Here is a 15,417-nt window from a genome sequence, read left to right as displayed (position 1 = left end):
GACGTCAGCCTCTTTTCCATCTTGTGCCCTGGGCCGTATCTTCCAGAATGATGTTCATTTCCTTCAGCTGGTCGCGGATCTGGTCGGAAAGCTGGAAGTTCCGTTCTTTCCTCGCCTGGTTGCGCTTTTCAATCAGCGCATCGATCTCATCATCCAGCAGTTCTTCGCCGCCAAGCGACAGCCCGAGGACATCGAACAGAATTTCAAATTCTTTCATGAAGGCTTCGATTACTTCGACGCTCGTATTCTTTTCCAGCAGATAATAATTCGCCTGCCTTGAAAGCTCGAACAGGACGGAGATCCCGTTTGCTGTATTGAAGTCATCATCCATTTCCTTGATGAATTCCCCGTGGAGATCTTCAATCTTTTTCAGCCATTCGCTGTTGTTGTCTGTCAGCTCGGCGCTTGCTTCCTTCCGGTGCGCAAGGTTCTGATAAGAAGTTGTGATTCTTTCCAGCCCGCTGCGTGTATTTTCAAGCAGCTCGTCGCTGTAATTGATCGGGTGGCGGTAATGGACAGAAAGCATGAAGAATCTCAATACCTGCGGATCATGCTTTTTGATGATGTCATGCACAAGGACAAAGTTGCCAAGCGACTTGGACATCTTTTCATTATTGATATTAATATACCCGTTATGCATCCAATAGCGCGCAAATGTCTTTCCTGTCAGCGCTTCGGACTGGGCGATTTCATTTTCGTGGTGCGGGAACGAGAGATCCTGGCCGCCGGCATGGATATCAATCGTGTCGCCAAGATATTTCCTCGCCATGGCAGAGCACTCGATATGCCAGCCCGGACGTCCTTTGCCCCATGGGCTTTCCCAGGATATCTCCCCTTCTTTCGCCGTTTTCCAGAGTGCAAAGTCAAGGGCATCCTGCTTTTTCTCCCCTACAGCAATCCTGGCGCCGACACGGAGCTCATCAATGGATTGCTGTGACAGCTTGCCGTATTCATCGAATCTTCTGGTGTGGAAATACACATCCCCATTCGATTCATAGGCAAATCCTTTTTCAATCAGCGCCTCGATGAACTGAATGATAAGATCCATGCTCTCAGTTACGCGCGGGTGCACATCCGCCCGTTTGCATCCCAGCGCTGAAACATCCTCAAAGTAAGCATCGATGAAACGCTCGGCAATGGATGGAACATCCTCCCCAAGCTCTTTGGCAGCTCTGATCAGCTTATCATCCACGTCTGTAAAATTGGAGATATATTGTACATCATAGCCTCTGAACTCCAGATATCTTCTTACCGTATCAAAAACGATCGGCGGACGGGCATTTCCTATATGGATATAGTTATATACGGTCGGTCCGCATACATACATTTTGACTTTCCCTTCTTCAAGGGGAATAAACTCTTCCTTCTGCCTGGACATTGTATTATAGATAGCAATAGCCATTATTTAAGGCTCCTTTCTCTTCTCAAATCCTCCAGTTCAACCTGCATCTCCTGAAGCTTCATCTCCATCTCGACCAGCCTGTCGCTCACTGGATCGGGCAGATCGCTGTGGTTGAGATCCTTCTTAAGCTTCACACCGTCTTTGATGACGACCTTGCCCGGAATACCCACTGCCGTTGAATTGGGGGGAACATCCCTTAGGACGACCGATCCCGCTCCCACTTTCGAGTTCTCGCCGATGGTGATGGAACCCAAAACCTTCGCACCCGTGGCTATCAGGGCATTATCTTTAATGGTCGGGTGGCGCTTCCCTTTTTCCTTGCCGGTCCCGCCAAGGGTGACCCCCTGGAACACTGTCACATTATCACCGATTTCGCATGTCTCGCCGATCACTACGCCCATGCCGTGGTCAATGAAGAAACGCCGGCCGATTTTTGCACCAGGATGGATCTCGATACCGGTAAAAAATCGGCTGATCTGGGAAATAACCCGGGCCCAAAAATAGAATTTCCTTTTGAACAGGGCATGTGCCAGCCGATGTGCCCATATGGCATGGACTCCGGAATACGTAAGTATAACTTCAATATAGCTCCTGGCTGCAGGGTCCTGGTCAAAAACTACCTCTATATCCTCTTTAAGCCTTCGGAACATTTGTTCTCCCCTCCCTGTTTTTGCATATCTGATGGTTGAAATTTATCTTCCAGACAGCCAGCATCCTTCCGGGAAATCCTTTCCGGAGCGGCTCATATACGAGGGACCGGGCGCTGGAGCAGGCCTTAAGCTGTTTACTTCAAGCCCGGCAAACTTTTGATCCTTAACAACAAAAAAGCGCCCCTGTCATAATGACAGAGACGCTGAATGCGCGGTTCCACTCTGTTTAGGCACATGTAAAAAAGGCCTCAACTCTGCCCTGTTAACGGAAGGAAATCCGCCCAAATCTACTCTGCATTTTCGAAATGGGACTCAGAGGGGCACTTCAAAAAATGAGGGGCCTGAACCACTTTCAGCCGGTGATGGTTCTCTCTTTCAGCCTTATCCCGTTATGGGCCAGGCTATAAAGCATCATTTTTCTACTCTTCCTCTTCAACACTTTTGAATCATGAAATTTGAATTACTCTTACTATATTACATTTTTGCCAAGATGTTAATCATTAATGCTTGCCAAACGATTTTTTACCTTGTCTTTTCCTAAAAGAGCGATGGCCTTAGGAAGATCCGGTCCATGTGTCTGGCCTGTAATGGCTGCACGTACAGGCATGAACAGCTTCTTGCCTGTATGGCCTGTGCCTTTCTGGACTGCCTTCAGGGCTGCTTTGATTTCTTCCGCTGTAAAAGCTTCCAGGGAATCAATCTCGGTCAGGAAGGCAGAAAGCACTTCCGGCACCTGCTCTTCGCTCAGGACTTCTTTCGCTTCTCCATCATAGCTGACGTCCTCTGTGAAGAAGATGCCTGAAAGGTCAACGATTTCAGCGCCATAGCTCATTTGGTCCTGGTAAAGGGAAATAAGCCCGCGCACCCACTCTTCATCCGCGGCTGTCAGGTTTTCACTTACTTTTCCTGCCTTGATGAGATGAGGAAGTGAAATTTCCACCAGCTTATCGAGTTCTTCCTGCTTGATGTATTGGTTATTCATCCATGTCAGCTTCTGCTTATCAAACAGAGCCGGCGACTTTGAAAGCCGGTCCGCTTCAAAGATATTGATCAGCTCTTCCTTCGTGAAGATCTCCTCTTCTCCGGCAGGCGACCAGCCAAGCAGGGCGATGAAGTTGAATAATGCTTCCGGAAGATAGCCAAGGTCTTCGTACTGCTCGATGAACTGGATGATGGATTCATCCCGCTTGCTGAGCTTCTTGCGGCTTTCGTTGACGATGAGCGTCATATGGCCAAAGACAGGAGGCTCCCAGCCGAATGCCTCATAGATCATCAGCTGCTTCGGTGTATTTGAAATATGGTCGTCCCCGCGCAGTACGTGGGAAATTTTCATCATATGGTCATCGGCAGCCACCGCGAAATTATAAGTCGGAATTCCATCTTTCTTTACGATGACAAAATCGCCGAATCCGTCAGACTCAAAGGAAACCTCGTCCTTCACCATGTCATTGAATGCATAAACCTTCCCTTTCGGCACGATGAAACGGATGCTCGGCCTGCGGCCTTCAGCCTCCAGCTTTTCCCGGTCCTCCTGGCCCAAATGGCGGCATTTGCCGGAATATTGGGGGTTATCTCCCCTTGCCATCTGCTCTTCACGCTCTGCTTCGAGCTCTTCCTCTGTGCAATAGCATTTGTAAGCAAGACCCTTATCGAGCAGCTCCTGATACAGCTTTTGATAGATATCATTCCGCTCTGACTGGCGGTATGGGCCGTATCCTCCATCTTTATCGATGCTTTCATCCCAGTCGATACCTAGCCACTGCAGATACTTCAGCTGGCTTTCCTCTCCGCCTTCAATATTCCTTTTAAGGTCGGTATCCTCGATCCTGATGATGAATTTCCCGCCTTTTGAGCGCGCAAACAAATAGTTGAACAGCGCTGTGCGGGCATTGCCTATATGTAAATGTCCGGTTGGGCTTGGCGCATAGCGGACCCTGATTTCATTAGACATGAATAAGCCTCCTATTGTAGTCATTTTCCTTCTTCTTTGCTATATTCTAACACCGTGTTTTTGCCTTATAAAGCTAATTTTTCCGGGGGCTCAGTCCTTTTTCTGCAGCAGGACGGCAGCCTGTGAAGCGATCCCTTCGCCCCTGCCCGGAAAACCAAGCTTTTCTGTTGTGGTTGCCTTGACATTGATGCGGTCCGCATCTGCCTGCAGCAGCTCTGCAATCCGCTCTTTCATCTGACCGATATAAGGCGCCATTTTCGGCATTTGCGCAATGATGGTGCAATCGGCATTCACAAGCTTATATCCTTTCTCATCTACAATCTTCCATACATGCTCCAGCAGCTTGGCTGAATCAGCATCCTTGAATTCAGGATCTGTATCCGGAAAATGCCTGCCGATATCGCCTTCCCCTATTGCCCCGAGACACGCGTCTGCAATGGTATGAAGAAGCACATCCGCATCAGAATGGCCCAGCAGCCCCTTTTCATAGGGAATTTCAATACCGCCGATAATCAGCGGCCTTCCTTCGGTTAATTGATGTACATCAAAGCCCTGTCCAATACGAAACATAGTATATTCCCCTTTATGTCAGTTACTTCGAGCTTCACGTTTCCGGATAATCGCTTCTGCAAAATAAAGATCCTCCGGGGTTGTAAGCTTGATATTATCATAATTTCCTTCAACGATTTTTACAGGAATGCCGAGCCGTTCTGCCAGGCTGGCATCATCTGTGCCGAGGTAATCCTCCTCAGCCGCTTTCTGATGAATGTGCAGGAGGGTGGAAACACGAAAAGCCTGTGGGGTTTGGACTGCCCACAGACTTGATCGTTCAACTGTTTCCAGGATTTGATTGCCGTCAGCCTTTTTCACAGTATCCTTCACTGGCACGGCCAATACGGCGCTGCCATCCTGATCCGCAGCCTCCGTCAGCTCCCTGATCAGGTGCTGGTCGATGAAAGGGCGGGCCGCATCATGCACCATGGCAATGCCATCGCCCTGCAGCTCCTTCACCGCATTATAGACGCTGTATTGGCGTTCAGATCCCCCGGGAACGAGCCCAGTGACTTTCTTGATATCGTAAAAGGCAAGAAGCTCTTGGATCTCCGCTTTCTCGGAAGGATTGACCGCAAGCAGGATGCCGGTACAATCCGGATCGCTTTCAAACACTCTGAGCGTGTGTATGAATACCGGCACACCGCGGATCTCAAGCAAAAGCTTATTTTTGCCGGCACCCATCCTTTTCCCCTGGCCTGCAGCAGGAATAATTACCTGATAAGGCATAAACAGTCTCCCAACTCTCTTTTATAAAGCTTTTTCAAGCAGCTTAGGCTTTGCAAATATCATGCGGCCCGCAGAGGTCTGCAGCACGCTGGTGACAAGGACGTCGATGTGCTTGCCGATATAATCGCGGCCATCTTCGACGACAATCATTGTGCCGTCATCCAGATAAGCAACACCCTGATTATGCTCTTTCCCGTCCTTGATGACCTGTACCTTCATCTCTTCGCCAGGCAGCACCACCGGCTTGACCGCATTGGCCAAATCGTTGATATTGAGCACAGATACCTTCTGGAGCTCGCATACCTTGTTAAGATTAAAGTCATTAGTCACCACAACACCGTTCGTCAGCTTTGCCAGTTTCACAAGCTTGCTGTCCACTTCCTGGATCTCCTCGAAGTCCCCTTCATAAATCTCGACCTTGATGGAAAGCTCCTTCTGGATACGGTTCAGGATATCCAGCCCACGCCTCCCCCTGTTCCTTTTCAATACATCTGAAGAATCAGCTATATGCTGAAGCTCCTCAAGGACAAACTGGGGGATGACGATGGTTCCTTCAAGGAAGCCCGTCTGGCAGATATCCGCAATCCTGCCGTCAATGATTACACTTGTATCCAGAATCTTTAATGCGTTTTTCTCAACTGGTTCTGCTTCCTCTTCACCGGATTTCTTTTTCCGGCTTGTAAATAATCCCAGAAGCTCATCGCGCTTTTTAAAGCCCACCTGGAAGCCAAGATAGCCAAAAATCAGCGTCAGCAGGATCGGAGCGACCGTATTGACAATCGGAAATTCGATTGCATTGAGCGCAAAGCCGATCAAAAATGCCACTATCAGGCCGAAAGCAAGGCCCACACTGCCAAAAATAATATCTGTTATAGGCGCTTTCACCAATGATTCCTCTACCCATCTCACGAAATTGGTTACATAATCAACTGCCCAAAAAGATATAAGATAAAAAATAATGGCACCTAAAATAGCGGACACATATGGATTATTTAAAAGAGGAATGTCGTCTAAAGCAACTAGCCCGAGCAAGTCCGGAATCAAAAAGATCCCAAGGGTCCCCCCGGTAATAAGAAAGCATGCCTGTACAATGCGTTTTAACATTCCTTCACCTCCTTTTAATCATTATAAACAAATTCCCTGAATTGAAACCTGCAGAATATGTTAATTTGGTTTTTTGTAACATTATTTAAAAATAATAATATTGGAGGTTTTATATACTGATACACCTTAAGCGTAGCACCGTGCAAACATAGTGTCAAATAATATAAAACCACCATTTTAGCATACTGTATAGCCCAATTCAATGGGCAATTAAAGCTGACGGTCCGCAAACAGCTGCTCCTTGACCAGCTTGAGGCCCTCACGGATTTTTCTCGCCCTGACTTCACCGATGCCTTCCACCTCATCAAGATCCTCTACTGAAGCTGCTGTGATTTCAGGAAGCTCCTGGAATCTGGTGATAAGATTTTCAATAATGATTGGCGGGAGACGGGGGATTTTATTAAGCATCCGGTAGCCTCTTGGACAAATCCCTTCATCCAGGTGGACATAGCCGCTATAACCGATCAGCTTCAGGAGGATGCTGTCCTCGATCGTTTCGCCGCTTGCCAGCTCCTGCATTTTGCTGATTGCTTCCTTCGTGCTGACATCCTTATCAAAGGCATAGTCTTTAATGATCAAAGACGTTTCCTTTTCCATGTCAGTCAAGAGCTCGTTCATCTGCAGGCGGATCAGCCTGCCTTCCGTGCCCAGTTCACTCAGGTAGGACATCAGTTCCTGCTTGATCTTCAGCACCATCTCATAGCGGTGCAGCACCTGAAGAACATCGCTGTAGGTCACAAGCTCTTCAAACTCAAGGATCCCGAGGCTTGCGATGCTCTGCTCCAGCACCACTTTGTATTTCTCAAGCGTCTGGACTGCCTGGTTGGCTTTTGCGAGAATGACGGCGATGTCTTTCAATGCATACCTGAAATGGCCCTGGTAGAGTGTGATGACAGTCCGCCGCTGTGAAATGGCAACGACCAGCGCACCTGTCTCCTTTGCCACCCGCTCTGCCGTCCGGTGCCGCATCCCGGTTTCCGAGGAAGGGATGCCCGGGTTCGGGGCAAGCTGGGCATTGGCTATAAGGATCTTGCTGCCTGTCTCATTCAGGACGATGGCGCCGTCCATTTTGGCCAGCTCATACAAGTAACTAGGCGTGAAAGGGCAATTGATCTGAAAGCCCCCGTCTACAATCGCCTTCACCTTCTCATTGCAGCCCAGTACAATCAGTCCGCCTGTGTTTGCACGCAGGACATTATCGATTCCTTCGCGTATCGGTGTTCCCGGTGCCAAAAATTTCAATATATCGCTCCGGGTCTTTTCCCCCAGCTTTTTATTGTCCATATCTTATCCTCCTAATGCCGCTTTTAAGGCCTCGCTGACTGTATTAACCCCGATTAGCTGCACACCCGGCGGAGAGTCCCAGCCTCCAAGGTTCTTAGCAGGAAGGATGATCCGTTCAAACCCTAGCTTAGCAGCTTCCTGGACACGCTGTTCGATCCTGGAGACACGGCGGACTTCGCCGGTCAAACCTACTTCCCCGATGATGCAATCAGAGGCCTGTGTTGGCTTATCCCTGAAGCTTGAGGCAATGCTGACGGCAATTGCCAGGTCAATCGCAGGTTCATCCAGCTTAACGCCGCCTGCCACCTTCAAATAAGCATCCTGATTTTGCAGAAGCATCCCGACACGCTTTTCAAGCACGGCCATTAAAAGCGGGACGCGGTTATGATCGATCCCGGTTGCCATCCTCCGCGGATTCCCGAAGCTCGTCGGAGAAATGAGCGCCTGGATTTCAACCAGCACCGGCCTCGTCCCTTCCATGGAGGCAACAACTGTAGATCCGGATGCCCCCTGGGAGCGCTCTTCAAGGAATATTTCCGATGGATTTTCCACCTCTTCAAGGCCGAATTCCTTCATTTCAAAAATGCCCATTTCATTGGTCGATCCGAAACGGTTCTTCACAGCCCTGAGAATGCGGTACGTATGATGCCTTTCACCTTCAAAGTAAAGGACTGTGTCAACCATATGCTCGAGCAGCCTTGGACCGGCAATCGATCCTTCCTTCGTGACATGTCCAACGATAAAGATCGCAATGCCTTTTGTCTTCCCAATCCTCATCAGTTCTGATGTACATTCCCTTACCTGCGAGACACTTCCCGGGGCCGAGGTAATGTCCGGATGAAAAACAGTCTGGATTGAATCAATGATCACAAAACTGGGATTTTCATTTTCGATGGTCCGGCTGATTTCCTCGAGATTCGTTTCTGCATATACCAGCAGGTTATCTGACACTACCCCTAGCCTGTCAGCCCTGAGCTTTGTCTGCCTCATGGATTCCTCTCCGGAAATATAAAGGACCGAATGATCCTTCCGGGCCAGCTGGTTAGATACCTGCAGAAGAAGCGTCGACTTCCCGATACCGGGATCGCCCCCGATCAGAACAAGGGAGCCCCTTACCACCCCGCCGCCCAGAACGCGGTTGAGCTCCTTCAGGTCTGTATAGATCCGCGGCTCATTGACTGTCTCAATTGAGGTGATCGGCGTCGCTTTAGAAGCAAGGGTTACGCCAGCCGAATGGGCAAAAGCCCCCCTTCTTCCTCCAGCTGCAGGCTTTTCCGTTTCCTCCACCATTGTATTCCACTGCCCGCAGGCAGGACATTTGCCCATCCACTTGGCGGACTCATAGCCGCATTCCTGGCAGATGAATTTGGTCTTTCTTTTTGCCATCCGTTTCTCCCTTTCTATTTCATTCTCTTCTATTGTGAAAAGTGCACCATTAGTTTCATTATAGGGAAAGTATATTATACTTCCCCGCTTATATAAAAATGCCTGTCCAAGGAAAGTAGTGGAAATGGCTGATTTTTTATATAAGGGCAGTTTGAAATGCCTTCAATGGAAAAAGGTACACGCATTGTGCACCGTGTACCTTTTTATTATATAATATGACGTTTATTTAGATAAGTTTGTTGCAGTTTCAGGAGATTCTTCTGTTTTCACGACAAATTCCCCATCTTCTACATCGATGATGACATTCTGCCCTGTCAGCACCTGTCCCTTCAGCAGCTCCTCTGATAAGCGGTCCTCGATATGCTTTTGGATCGCACGGCGGAGCGGCCTTGCACCATACTCAGGGTCGTACCCTTCCTCGGAAATTTTCTCTTTTGCTTTATCGGTCAGGCCAAGGACGATTTCCTGTTCCTGCAGGCGTTTAACCAATTGATCGGAAAGCAGTGTAACGATTTCCTTGAGATGTTTTTTCTCAAGGGCATGGAACACGATGATTTCATCGATCCGGTTAAGGAATTCAGGGCGGAAAGCCTTCTTAAGCTCTTCCATTACCTTGCCTTTCATATCCTTATAGTCCTGCTCTCCATCCTGGATATTAAAGCCGACATATTTATTGCGTTTCAGCGCTTCTGCCCCGACATTGGATGTCATGATCAGGACTGTATTGCGGAAGTCGACTGTCCGGCCTTTAGAATCTGTCAGGCGTCCATCCTCAAGAACCTGAAGGAGGATATTGAATACATCCGGATGTGCTTTCTCGATCTCATCCAGAAGGACAACTGAGTATGGCTTCCTGCGGACTTTTTCTGTCAGCTGGCCGCCTTCCTCATATCCTACATACCCCGGAGGTGAACCAACAAGACGGGAAGTTGAATGCTTCTCCATATATTCAGACATATCAATGCGGATCATTGCATCTTCATCGCCGAACATCGCCTCTGCAAGCGCTCGTGCAAGCTCAGTCTTACCGACGCCGGTAGGGCCGAGGAATACGAAGGAGCCGATCGGGCGCTTAGGATCTTTCAGGCCGGCACGCGCACGGCGGACCGCTTTGGAGATCGCCTTGACCGCTTCTTCCTGGCCAATGACACGGGAATGAAGAATTTCTTCCATGTTCAGGAGCTTGGCTGTTTCTGTCTGAGCCAGCTTCGCTACAGGAATTCCAGTCCAGCTTGCCACGACATGTGCAATATCATCCACTGTGACTTCGCTGTTTTCCTTCCCCTGCTTCTCTTTCCAGCTCTTCTTTGTTTCCTCCAGCTGCTCGCGCAGGCGCTGTTCAGAGTCTCTGAGGGATGCAGCTTTCTCAAACTCCTGGCTTTGGACGGCAGCATCTTTTTCCTTCCTTACTTCCTCAAGCTTCATTTCAAGCTCTTTCAGGTTAGGAGGAGTAGTGTAAGACCGCAGGCGTACTTTCGAACCTGCTTCATCAATCAGATCGATCGCCTTATCCGGAAGGAAGCGGTCTGAGATATAACGATCAGAAAGCTTAACAGCTGCCTCAATGGCTTCATCTGTGATGGATACTCTGTGATGGGCCTCATAGCGGTCGCGCAGCCCTTTAAGGATCTGGACAGACTCATCAGCTGTCGGTTCATCTACCGTGATCGGCTGGAAACGCCGTTCAAGCGCAGCATCCTTTTCGATATACTTTCTGTATTCATCCAGGGTCGTGGCGCCGATGCACTGCAGTTCGCCCCTTGCAAGGGATGGCTTCAGGATATTGGAAGCATCGATTGCCCCCTCTGCTCCTCCTGCACCAATCAAAGTATGAAGCTCATCGATGAAGAGAATGATATTGCCAGCCTGGCGGATTTCATCCATCACTTTCTTTAAGCGGTCTTCAAATTCGCCGCGGTACTTTGTTCCGGCTACTACTGTTCCCATATCCAGTGTCATAACCCTTTTGTCGCGGAGAATCTCCGGCACTTCATTGTTGATGATCTGCTGTGCAAGTCCTTCAGCGATGGCTGTCTTACCGACGCCAGGCTCCCCGATCAGGACCGGATTATTCTTTGTCCGGCGGCTCAGCACTTCAATGACGCGCTGGATTTCCTTGCTTCGGCCGATGACCGGATCAAGGCTGCCTTCTCTGGCAATGGCTGTCAGATCTCTTGCAAGGCTATCAAGGGTCGGCGTATTGGCGCTTGCCGCCGATCCTCCCTGATGGCTTCCTGAATCATTGCTGCCCAGAAGCTGGAGCACCTGCTGCCTTGCTTTATTCAAGCTGACTCCCAGATTGTTCAGCACCCGTGCGGCAACACCCTCGCCCTCGCGGATCAAGCCGAGCAGGATATGCTCTGTGCCGACATAAGAGTGGCCCAGTTTTCTGGCCTCATCCATTGAGAGCTCAATGACCTTTTTGGCCCTTGGTGTATAGTGGGGAGTCTGTGAGGAATCCTGGCCGCGGCCAATAAGGTTCTCCACCTCTTTTTGGATCTTTTCAGAGCCCAGCCCGAGTGCATAAAGCGCCTTTGCAGCAATTCCCTCTCCTTCACGGACGAGGCCGAGCAGGATATGCTCTGTGCCGATATTGCTGTGTCCTAAGCGAATGGCTTCCTCCTGTGCTAATGCCAATACTTTTTGAGCTCTTTCAGTAAATCGTCCGAACATCATAATTTCATCCTCCCGACTATTGTTTTTCCATTTTCAATCTTTCGCGTATAAGTGCAGCCCTTCTAATATCACGTTCTTCAGGCCGGAGCGGCCCGCCGGCATATTGCTGCAGGAAACCGGGCTGTGTAAGAATCATCAATTCATTTAAAATATTTTTGGGAATATCTTTGATGTATCCCATATCTATACCCAGCCGGACATCAGATAAGCATTTTGCCGCTTCTTTTGATTCAATGATCCGGCTGCTGGAGAGAATCCCATAGGAACGGTACACTCTGTCTTCTAATTGTATGTTTGAAGTCTTTGCTAATGCTTCCCGGGCATATCTTTCCTGGGCGATGAGCTGGCCCACGACACTCTTCAGATCTTCTACGATGTCTTCCTCAGACTTTCCGAGCGTGATCTGATTGGACACTTGAAAAATATTGCCCAGCGCCTCGCTTCCTTCGCCATATGTCCCCCTCACCACAAGCCCCAGCTGATTGATGGCCGGGATGATCCTGTTCATCTGATGGGTAATCATCAGACCTGGAAGGTGCATCATGACTGAAGCCCTAAGCCCTGTTCCGACATTGGTCGGGCAGCTGGTAAGATACCCGTAGTCTTCATCAAAGGCAAATTCAAGATTTTCCTCCAGCCAGTCATCCAGCTTATTGGCCATCTCAAGCGCCTCGGTCAGCCTGAATGCAGGAAACAGGCATTGAATCCGGATATGGTCTTCCTCGTTGACCATGATGCTGACCTCTTCATTTTCTGAAAGGAGGCAAGCACCGTAAGGAGACTGTTCTGCCAGATTTGGGCTGATCAGATGCTTTTCGACAAGCACCCTTTTTTGGAGAGGCTGGAGACTTCCCATTTCTAAAAGTTCCATTCCGCCAAGCCCTGTGAAAGGCTTCTCGGTTGAAATCTTCCTCAGATCTTCAATGATGCTCTGACCTTCTTCATTTGAAAAAAGAGTAGGAAACTTATATATATTCATATTCCTTGCCAGACGGATGCGGGAGCTTAGCACAATATCAGAATCAGGGCCTTCCGCACTCATCCAGGAACTGACCGCCTGGCTGATAAAACGTTCCAGTGACATGATATCAGTCCCCCTCCCTGCCGCTGCTCAGCTGCTTTTCAAGGGACCGTATCTCATCCCGGCGCTCGGCAGCTTTTTCAAACTCTTCCTGCAGGATCAATTCCTTCAATTCTTTTTTCATGTCTTCAATCTTTCTCCTGAGCTGAATGCTCCCGCCGGCTCTTGCCGGTACCTTCCCTCGATGGGACCAGTTCCCGCTGTGAAGCCGCTTCAGGATCGGGTCAAGCTGCCCCTTGAATTCCGAATAGCAGTCGGCACAGCCAAACCGTCCGATTTTAATGAACTGCTTAAAAGTCATCTGGCATTTGCTGCACTGCAGAATTTGCTCCTGCGGCCTTTGCTCTTTTTTCGGCTGCTGCAGACCCGGCTCAATATTCAAAAGCCCCGCCAGCAGGCTATTGAGGGAAAAGCCTGAAGCCTGATTATTGATCATGAACATTTCGCCTTTTTCCTTGGCGCAGACCTCGCAAAGATGGAATTCGGTCTTCCCGCCATTTATGCTTTTTGTAAAATGCAGCGTTGCCGGTCTCTGATTACATTCTTGGCAAATCATGCACTCACCTCTCCAGCTGCTTAATCTTTATTTATACTTCAACGAAGTCAGCATTGCTCTCAGCATTCTTGATCGCAATTCATCGCGGAACGGAAGCTCTATATATAAAACCGACCGGTCGATTACACTGAGCATGATTTTAGCTTCGCGGCGTGTGATGACTTCCTCTTCCACCAGGCGCAAGATGACACTCTCAGCGCTGCCCTGCGATATCCTGCTTTGGATCAGCATCAGCAGCTGATCAATCAGGTCCGCATGATCATAGGACTGTACCTTCATGATCCGGATATATCCTCCGCCGCCCCGCTTGCTTTCAACAATATATCCTTTTTCGATTGTAAATCGGGTATTGATGACGTAATTGATCTGCGAGGGGACACATTGGAATTTATCAGCCACTTCGCTTCTTTTGATCTCGACACTTTCCCGTTCACTCAGCTCCAAGACTTCCTTCAGATATTTCTCGATTATGTCGGATATATTCCTCACCAGGCCTCCTCCTCCCTGACTTTGACTATATTTGACTTTAATTATAAATGAATTATGTAAAAAGTTGCAAGATGGATGCCTTATTAATTTTCCCATTTAATAAATATCTCAAACGTAACAAGAGCAAAATCTTCCAGCTGTATAGAGTATTCAGTTGATGGGCTTTTGGGTGCTTGTCATGGGGGGGAAAGTTGGTTTTGATGAACGGGGATGTGTATGCGGGGGACGTTGGCAGCTGGGTGGGGAGGGATACGGGTGAAGGAGGGAGAGTGAATGAGAGTGGGGATGATGGGAAGTTGAATCGGTGCTAATTTGGGTGGGGTGGGTTGAGGGAGGATTGGCTGGTTTCTTTGCTTGGGCAATGGTGTGTGTTAAGCGGATGAGTGAGAAGATTGTTTGACTAGAAGATTTGATTAGACGCAGGAGTTCGTAAACTATCTGGCAGAACGGTTAGATATGACGTTAGGTTGATAGGATATTGGGAGGAGGGATTAAGATCGTATATACCTGAACGAAGATGGCAATCTATTGATAGAGCTTGCGAATGGTATCCCGCTGATATTTGAGGCAAATGGTAAATTAAATGAGGGATTCGGTAAATTAAGTGGGGAATTCGGTAAATTAATCGGTCGTTTGATTGAATAAACCATTAAGCCGGTAGATTAATCGGTCATTTGATTAAATTCTCAGTTTAAGCGCCTGCTAGCTCATATATTTGATTCAAAACACTGCTAGTTTGCCCGCCTGGTATCTATTTTTCGGCCGTATGAGGAAATTTCCGGGCGGGTTATGGCTGTTTTATGGCAAATGGTAAATTAAGTGAGGGATTCGGTAAATTAAGTGGGGTATTCGGTAAATTAATCGGTCATTTGATTAAATTCACAGTTTAAGCGCCTGCTAGCTCATATATTTGATTCAAAACACTGCTAGTTTGCCCGCCTGGTATCTATTTTTCGGCCATATGAGGAAATTTCCGGGCGGGTTATGGCTGTTTTATGGCAAATGGTAAATTAAGTGAGGGATTCGGTAAATTAAGTGGGGTATTCGGTAAATTAATCGAACGTTTGATGAAATTAACCGCTGAGTCGGTAGATTATCGAGCCAATTGATGAATTTCCTTTTTCGAACAGCCGCTCTCCCCTATTTTCATACAACAAACCCCGCTCATAAGCCCCTCCGGCTAATCACTTCCACCAAACGATCCCTTTTCTGATCAAAAACCCAAAAAAAACACAAAAAAGAACAGTCTCACAGACTGTTCTTCGTTTCGCCCGGCAGCGTCCTACTCTCACAGGGGGAGAGCCCCCAACTACCATCGGCGCTGAGAAGCTTAACTTCCGTGTTCGGTATGGGAACGGGTGTGACCTTCTCGCTATCGCCACCAGACTATTTGATTGAGGTTTTGTTCCCTCAAAACTAGATAATGCAGAAGAAGAATGACAGAGTAATCAATTGTGGTTAAGTCCTCGATCTATTAGTATCTGTCAGCTCCACGTGTCACCACGCTTCCACCTCAGACCTATCAACCTGATCATCTTTCAGGGATCTTACTAGCTT

The 15,417-nt window shown here is 48.4% G+C and carries 12 protein-coding genes and 2 rRNA genes; all 14 read right to left on the bottom strand.

Annotated elements, in window-relative coordinates:
- Nucleotides 1–4 precede the first annotated feature (4 nt).
- Nucleotides 5–1,402, bottom strand: coding sequence for a cysteine--tRNA ligase (gene cysS, locus FZD51_RS23810; protein WP_009791546.1), 1,398 nt, complete (start codon nucleotides 1,400–1,402; stop codon nucleotides 5–7).
- The gene (gene epsC / locus FZD51_RS23805) at nucleotides 1,402–2,052 is read right to left on the bottom strand and encodes a serine O-acetyltransferase EpsC (protein ID WP_148976995.1); all 651 of its coding nucleotides are present in this window, start codon (nucleotides 2,050–2,052) and stop codon (nucleotides 1,402–1,404) included. Before epsC ends, cysS begins: the two co-directional genes overlap by 1 nt.
- Nucleotides 2,053–2,545: 493 nt before the next feature.
- Nucleotides 2,546–4,003 (bottom strand): glutamate--tRNA ligase, encoded by a 1,458-nt coding sequence (gene gltX / locus FZD51_RS23800; protein WP_148976994.1) that lies wholly within the window; start codon nucleotides 4,001–4,003, stop codon nucleotides 2,546–2,548.
- A 90-nt stretch (nucleotides 4,004–4,093) separates the two neighbouring features.
- Nucleotides 4,094–4,573, bottom strand: a complete 480-nt coding sequence (gene ispF / locus FZD51_RS23795; protein WP_148976993.1) for a 2-C-methyl-D-erythritol 2,4-cyclodiphosphate synthase — start codon at nucleotides 4,571–4,573, stop codon at nucleotides 4,094–4,096.
- 18 nt (nucleotides 4,574–4,591) lie between these two features.
- Nucleotides 4,592–5,284 carry a 2-C-methyl-D-erythritol 4-phosphate cytidylyltransferase gene (gene ispD / locus FZD51_RS23790; protein WP_148976992.1) on the bottom strand — a complete coding sequence of 231 codons (693 nt, stop codon included), beginning with the start codon at nucleotides 5,282–5,284 and terminating at the stop codon, nucleotides 4,592–4,594.
- Between the two features lie 21 nt (nucleotides 5,285–5,305).
- Nucleotides 5,306–6,388: a PIN/TRAM domain-containing protein gene (locus tag FZD51_RS23785; protein WP_009791540.1), complete on the bottom strand. Its 1,083-nt coding sequence runs from the start codon at nucleotides 6,386–6,388 to the stop codon at nucleotides 5,306–5,308.
- Nucleotides 6,389–6,598: 210 nt separating this feature from the next.
- Nucleotides 6,599–7,672 (bottom strand): DNA integrity scanning diadenylate cyclase DisA, encoded by a 1,074-nt coding sequence (disA, locus tag FZD51_RS23780; RefSeq protein ID WP_009791539.1) that lies wholly within the window; start codon nucleotides 7,670–7,672, stop codon nucleotides 6,599–6,601.
- Nucleotides 7,673–7,675: 3 nt separating this feature from the next.
- Nucleotides 7,676–9,058 carry a DNA repair protein RadA gene (gene radA / locus FZD51_RS23775; protein ID WP_148976991.1) on the bottom strand — a complete coding sequence of 461 codons (1,383 nt, stop codon included), beginning with the start codon at nucleotides 9,056–9,058 and terminating at the stop codon, nucleotides 7,676–7,678.
- A gap of 222 nt (nucleotides 9,059–9,280) precedes the next feature.
- Nucleotides 9,281–11,734 carry an ATP-dependent protease ATP-binding subunit ClpC gene (clpC, locus tag FZD51_RS23770; protein ID WP_148976990.1) on the bottom strand — a complete coding sequence of 818 codons (2,454 nt, stop codon included), beginning with the start codon at nucleotides 11,732–11,734 and terminating at the stop codon, nucleotides 9,281–9,283.
- A 16-nt stretch (nucleotides 11,735–11,750) separates the two neighbouring features.
- The gene (locus FZD51_RS23765) at nucleotides 11,751–12,818 is read right to left on the bottom strand and encodes a protein-arginine kinase McsB (RefSeq protein ID WP_148976989.1); all 1,068 of its coding nucleotides are present in this window, start codon (nucleotides 12,816–12,818) and stop codon (nucleotides 11,751–11,753) included.
- A gap of 4 nt (nucleotides 12,819–12,822) precedes the next feature.
- The gene (locus tag FZD51_RS23760) at nucleotides 12,823–13,371 is read right to left on the bottom strand and encodes a protein-arginine kinase activator protein McsA (protein ID WP_148976988.1); all 549 of its coding nucleotides are present in this window, start codon (nucleotides 13,369–13,371) and stop codon (nucleotides 12,823–12,825) included.
- A gap of 27 nt (nucleotides 13,372–13,398) precedes the next feature.
- Nucleotides 13,399–13,863, bottom strand: coding sequence for a CtsR family transcriptional regulator (locus FZD51_RS23755; protein WP_263623464.1), 465 nt, complete (start codon nucleotides 13,861–13,863; stop codon nucleotides 13,399–13,401).
- A gap of 1,266 nt (nucleotides 13,864–15,129) precedes the next feature.
- Nucleotides 15,130–15,246 (bottom strand): 5S ribosomal RNA (rrf, locus tag FZD51_RS23750).
- Nucleotides 15,247–15,314: 68 nt separating this feature from the next.
- Nucleotides 15,315–15,417 (bottom strand): 23S ribosomal RNA (locus tag FZD51_RS23745); the annotation flags it as partial.

Origin of the sequence: Bacillus infantis, from assembly GCF_008180445.1 — a bacterium.
In the GTDB taxonomy this organism is placed as follows: Bacteria; Bacillota; Bacilli; order Bacillales; family Cytobacillaceae; genus Bacillus_AB; species Bacillus_AB infantis_B.
This window is presented reverse-complemented; position numbering and strand designations above follow the sequence as displayed.

What these genes read in the sequence shown, in the direction of transcription:
- cysS (WP_009791546.1), bottom strand. Translation starts at nt 1,402, where the DNA reads ATGGCTATTGCTATCTATAATACAATGTCCAGGCAGAAGGAAGAGTTT.
- epsC (WP_148976995.1), bottom strand. Translation starts at nt 2,052, where the DNA reads ATGTTCCGAAGGCTTAAAGAGGATATAGAGGTAGTTTTTGACCAGGAC.
- gltX (WP_148976994.1), bottom strand. Translation starts at nt 4,003, where the DNA reads ATGTCTAATGAAATCAGGGTCCGCTATGCGCCAAGCCCAACCGGACAT.
- ispF (WP_148976993.1), bottom strand. Translation starts at nt 4,573, where the DNA reads ATGTTTCGTATTGGACAGGGCTTTGATGTACATCAATTAACCGAAGGA.
- ispD (WP_148976992.1), bottom strand. Translation starts at nt 5,284, where the DNA reads ATGCCTTATCAGGTAATTATTCCTGCTGCAGGCCAGGGGAAAAGGATG.
- FZD51_RS23785 (WP_009791540.1), bottom strand. Translation starts at nt 6,388, where the DNA reads ATGTTAAAACGCATTGTACAGGCATGCTTTCTTATTACCGGGGGGACC.
- disA (WP_009791539.1), bottom strand. Translation starts at nt 7,672, where the DNA reads ATGGACAATAAAAAGCTGGGGGAAAAGACCCGGAGCGATATATTGAAA.
- radA (WP_148976991.1), bottom strand. Translation starts at nt 9,058, where the DNA reads ATGGCAAAAAGAAAGACCAAATTCATCTGCCAGGAATGCGGCTATGAG.
- clpC (WP_148976990.1), bottom strand. Translation starts at nt 11,734, where the DNA reads ATGATGTTCGGACGATTTACTGAAAGAGCTCAAAAAGTATTGGCATTA.
- FZD51_RS23765 (WP_148976989.1), bottom strand. Translation starts at nt 12,818, where the DNA reads ATGTCACTGGAACGTTTTATCAGCCAGGCGGTCAGTTCCTGGATGAGT.
- FZD51_RS23760 (WP_148976988.1), bottom strand. Translation starts at nt 13,371, where the DNA reads ATGATTTGCCAAGAATGTAATCAGAGACCGGCAACGCTGCATTTTACA.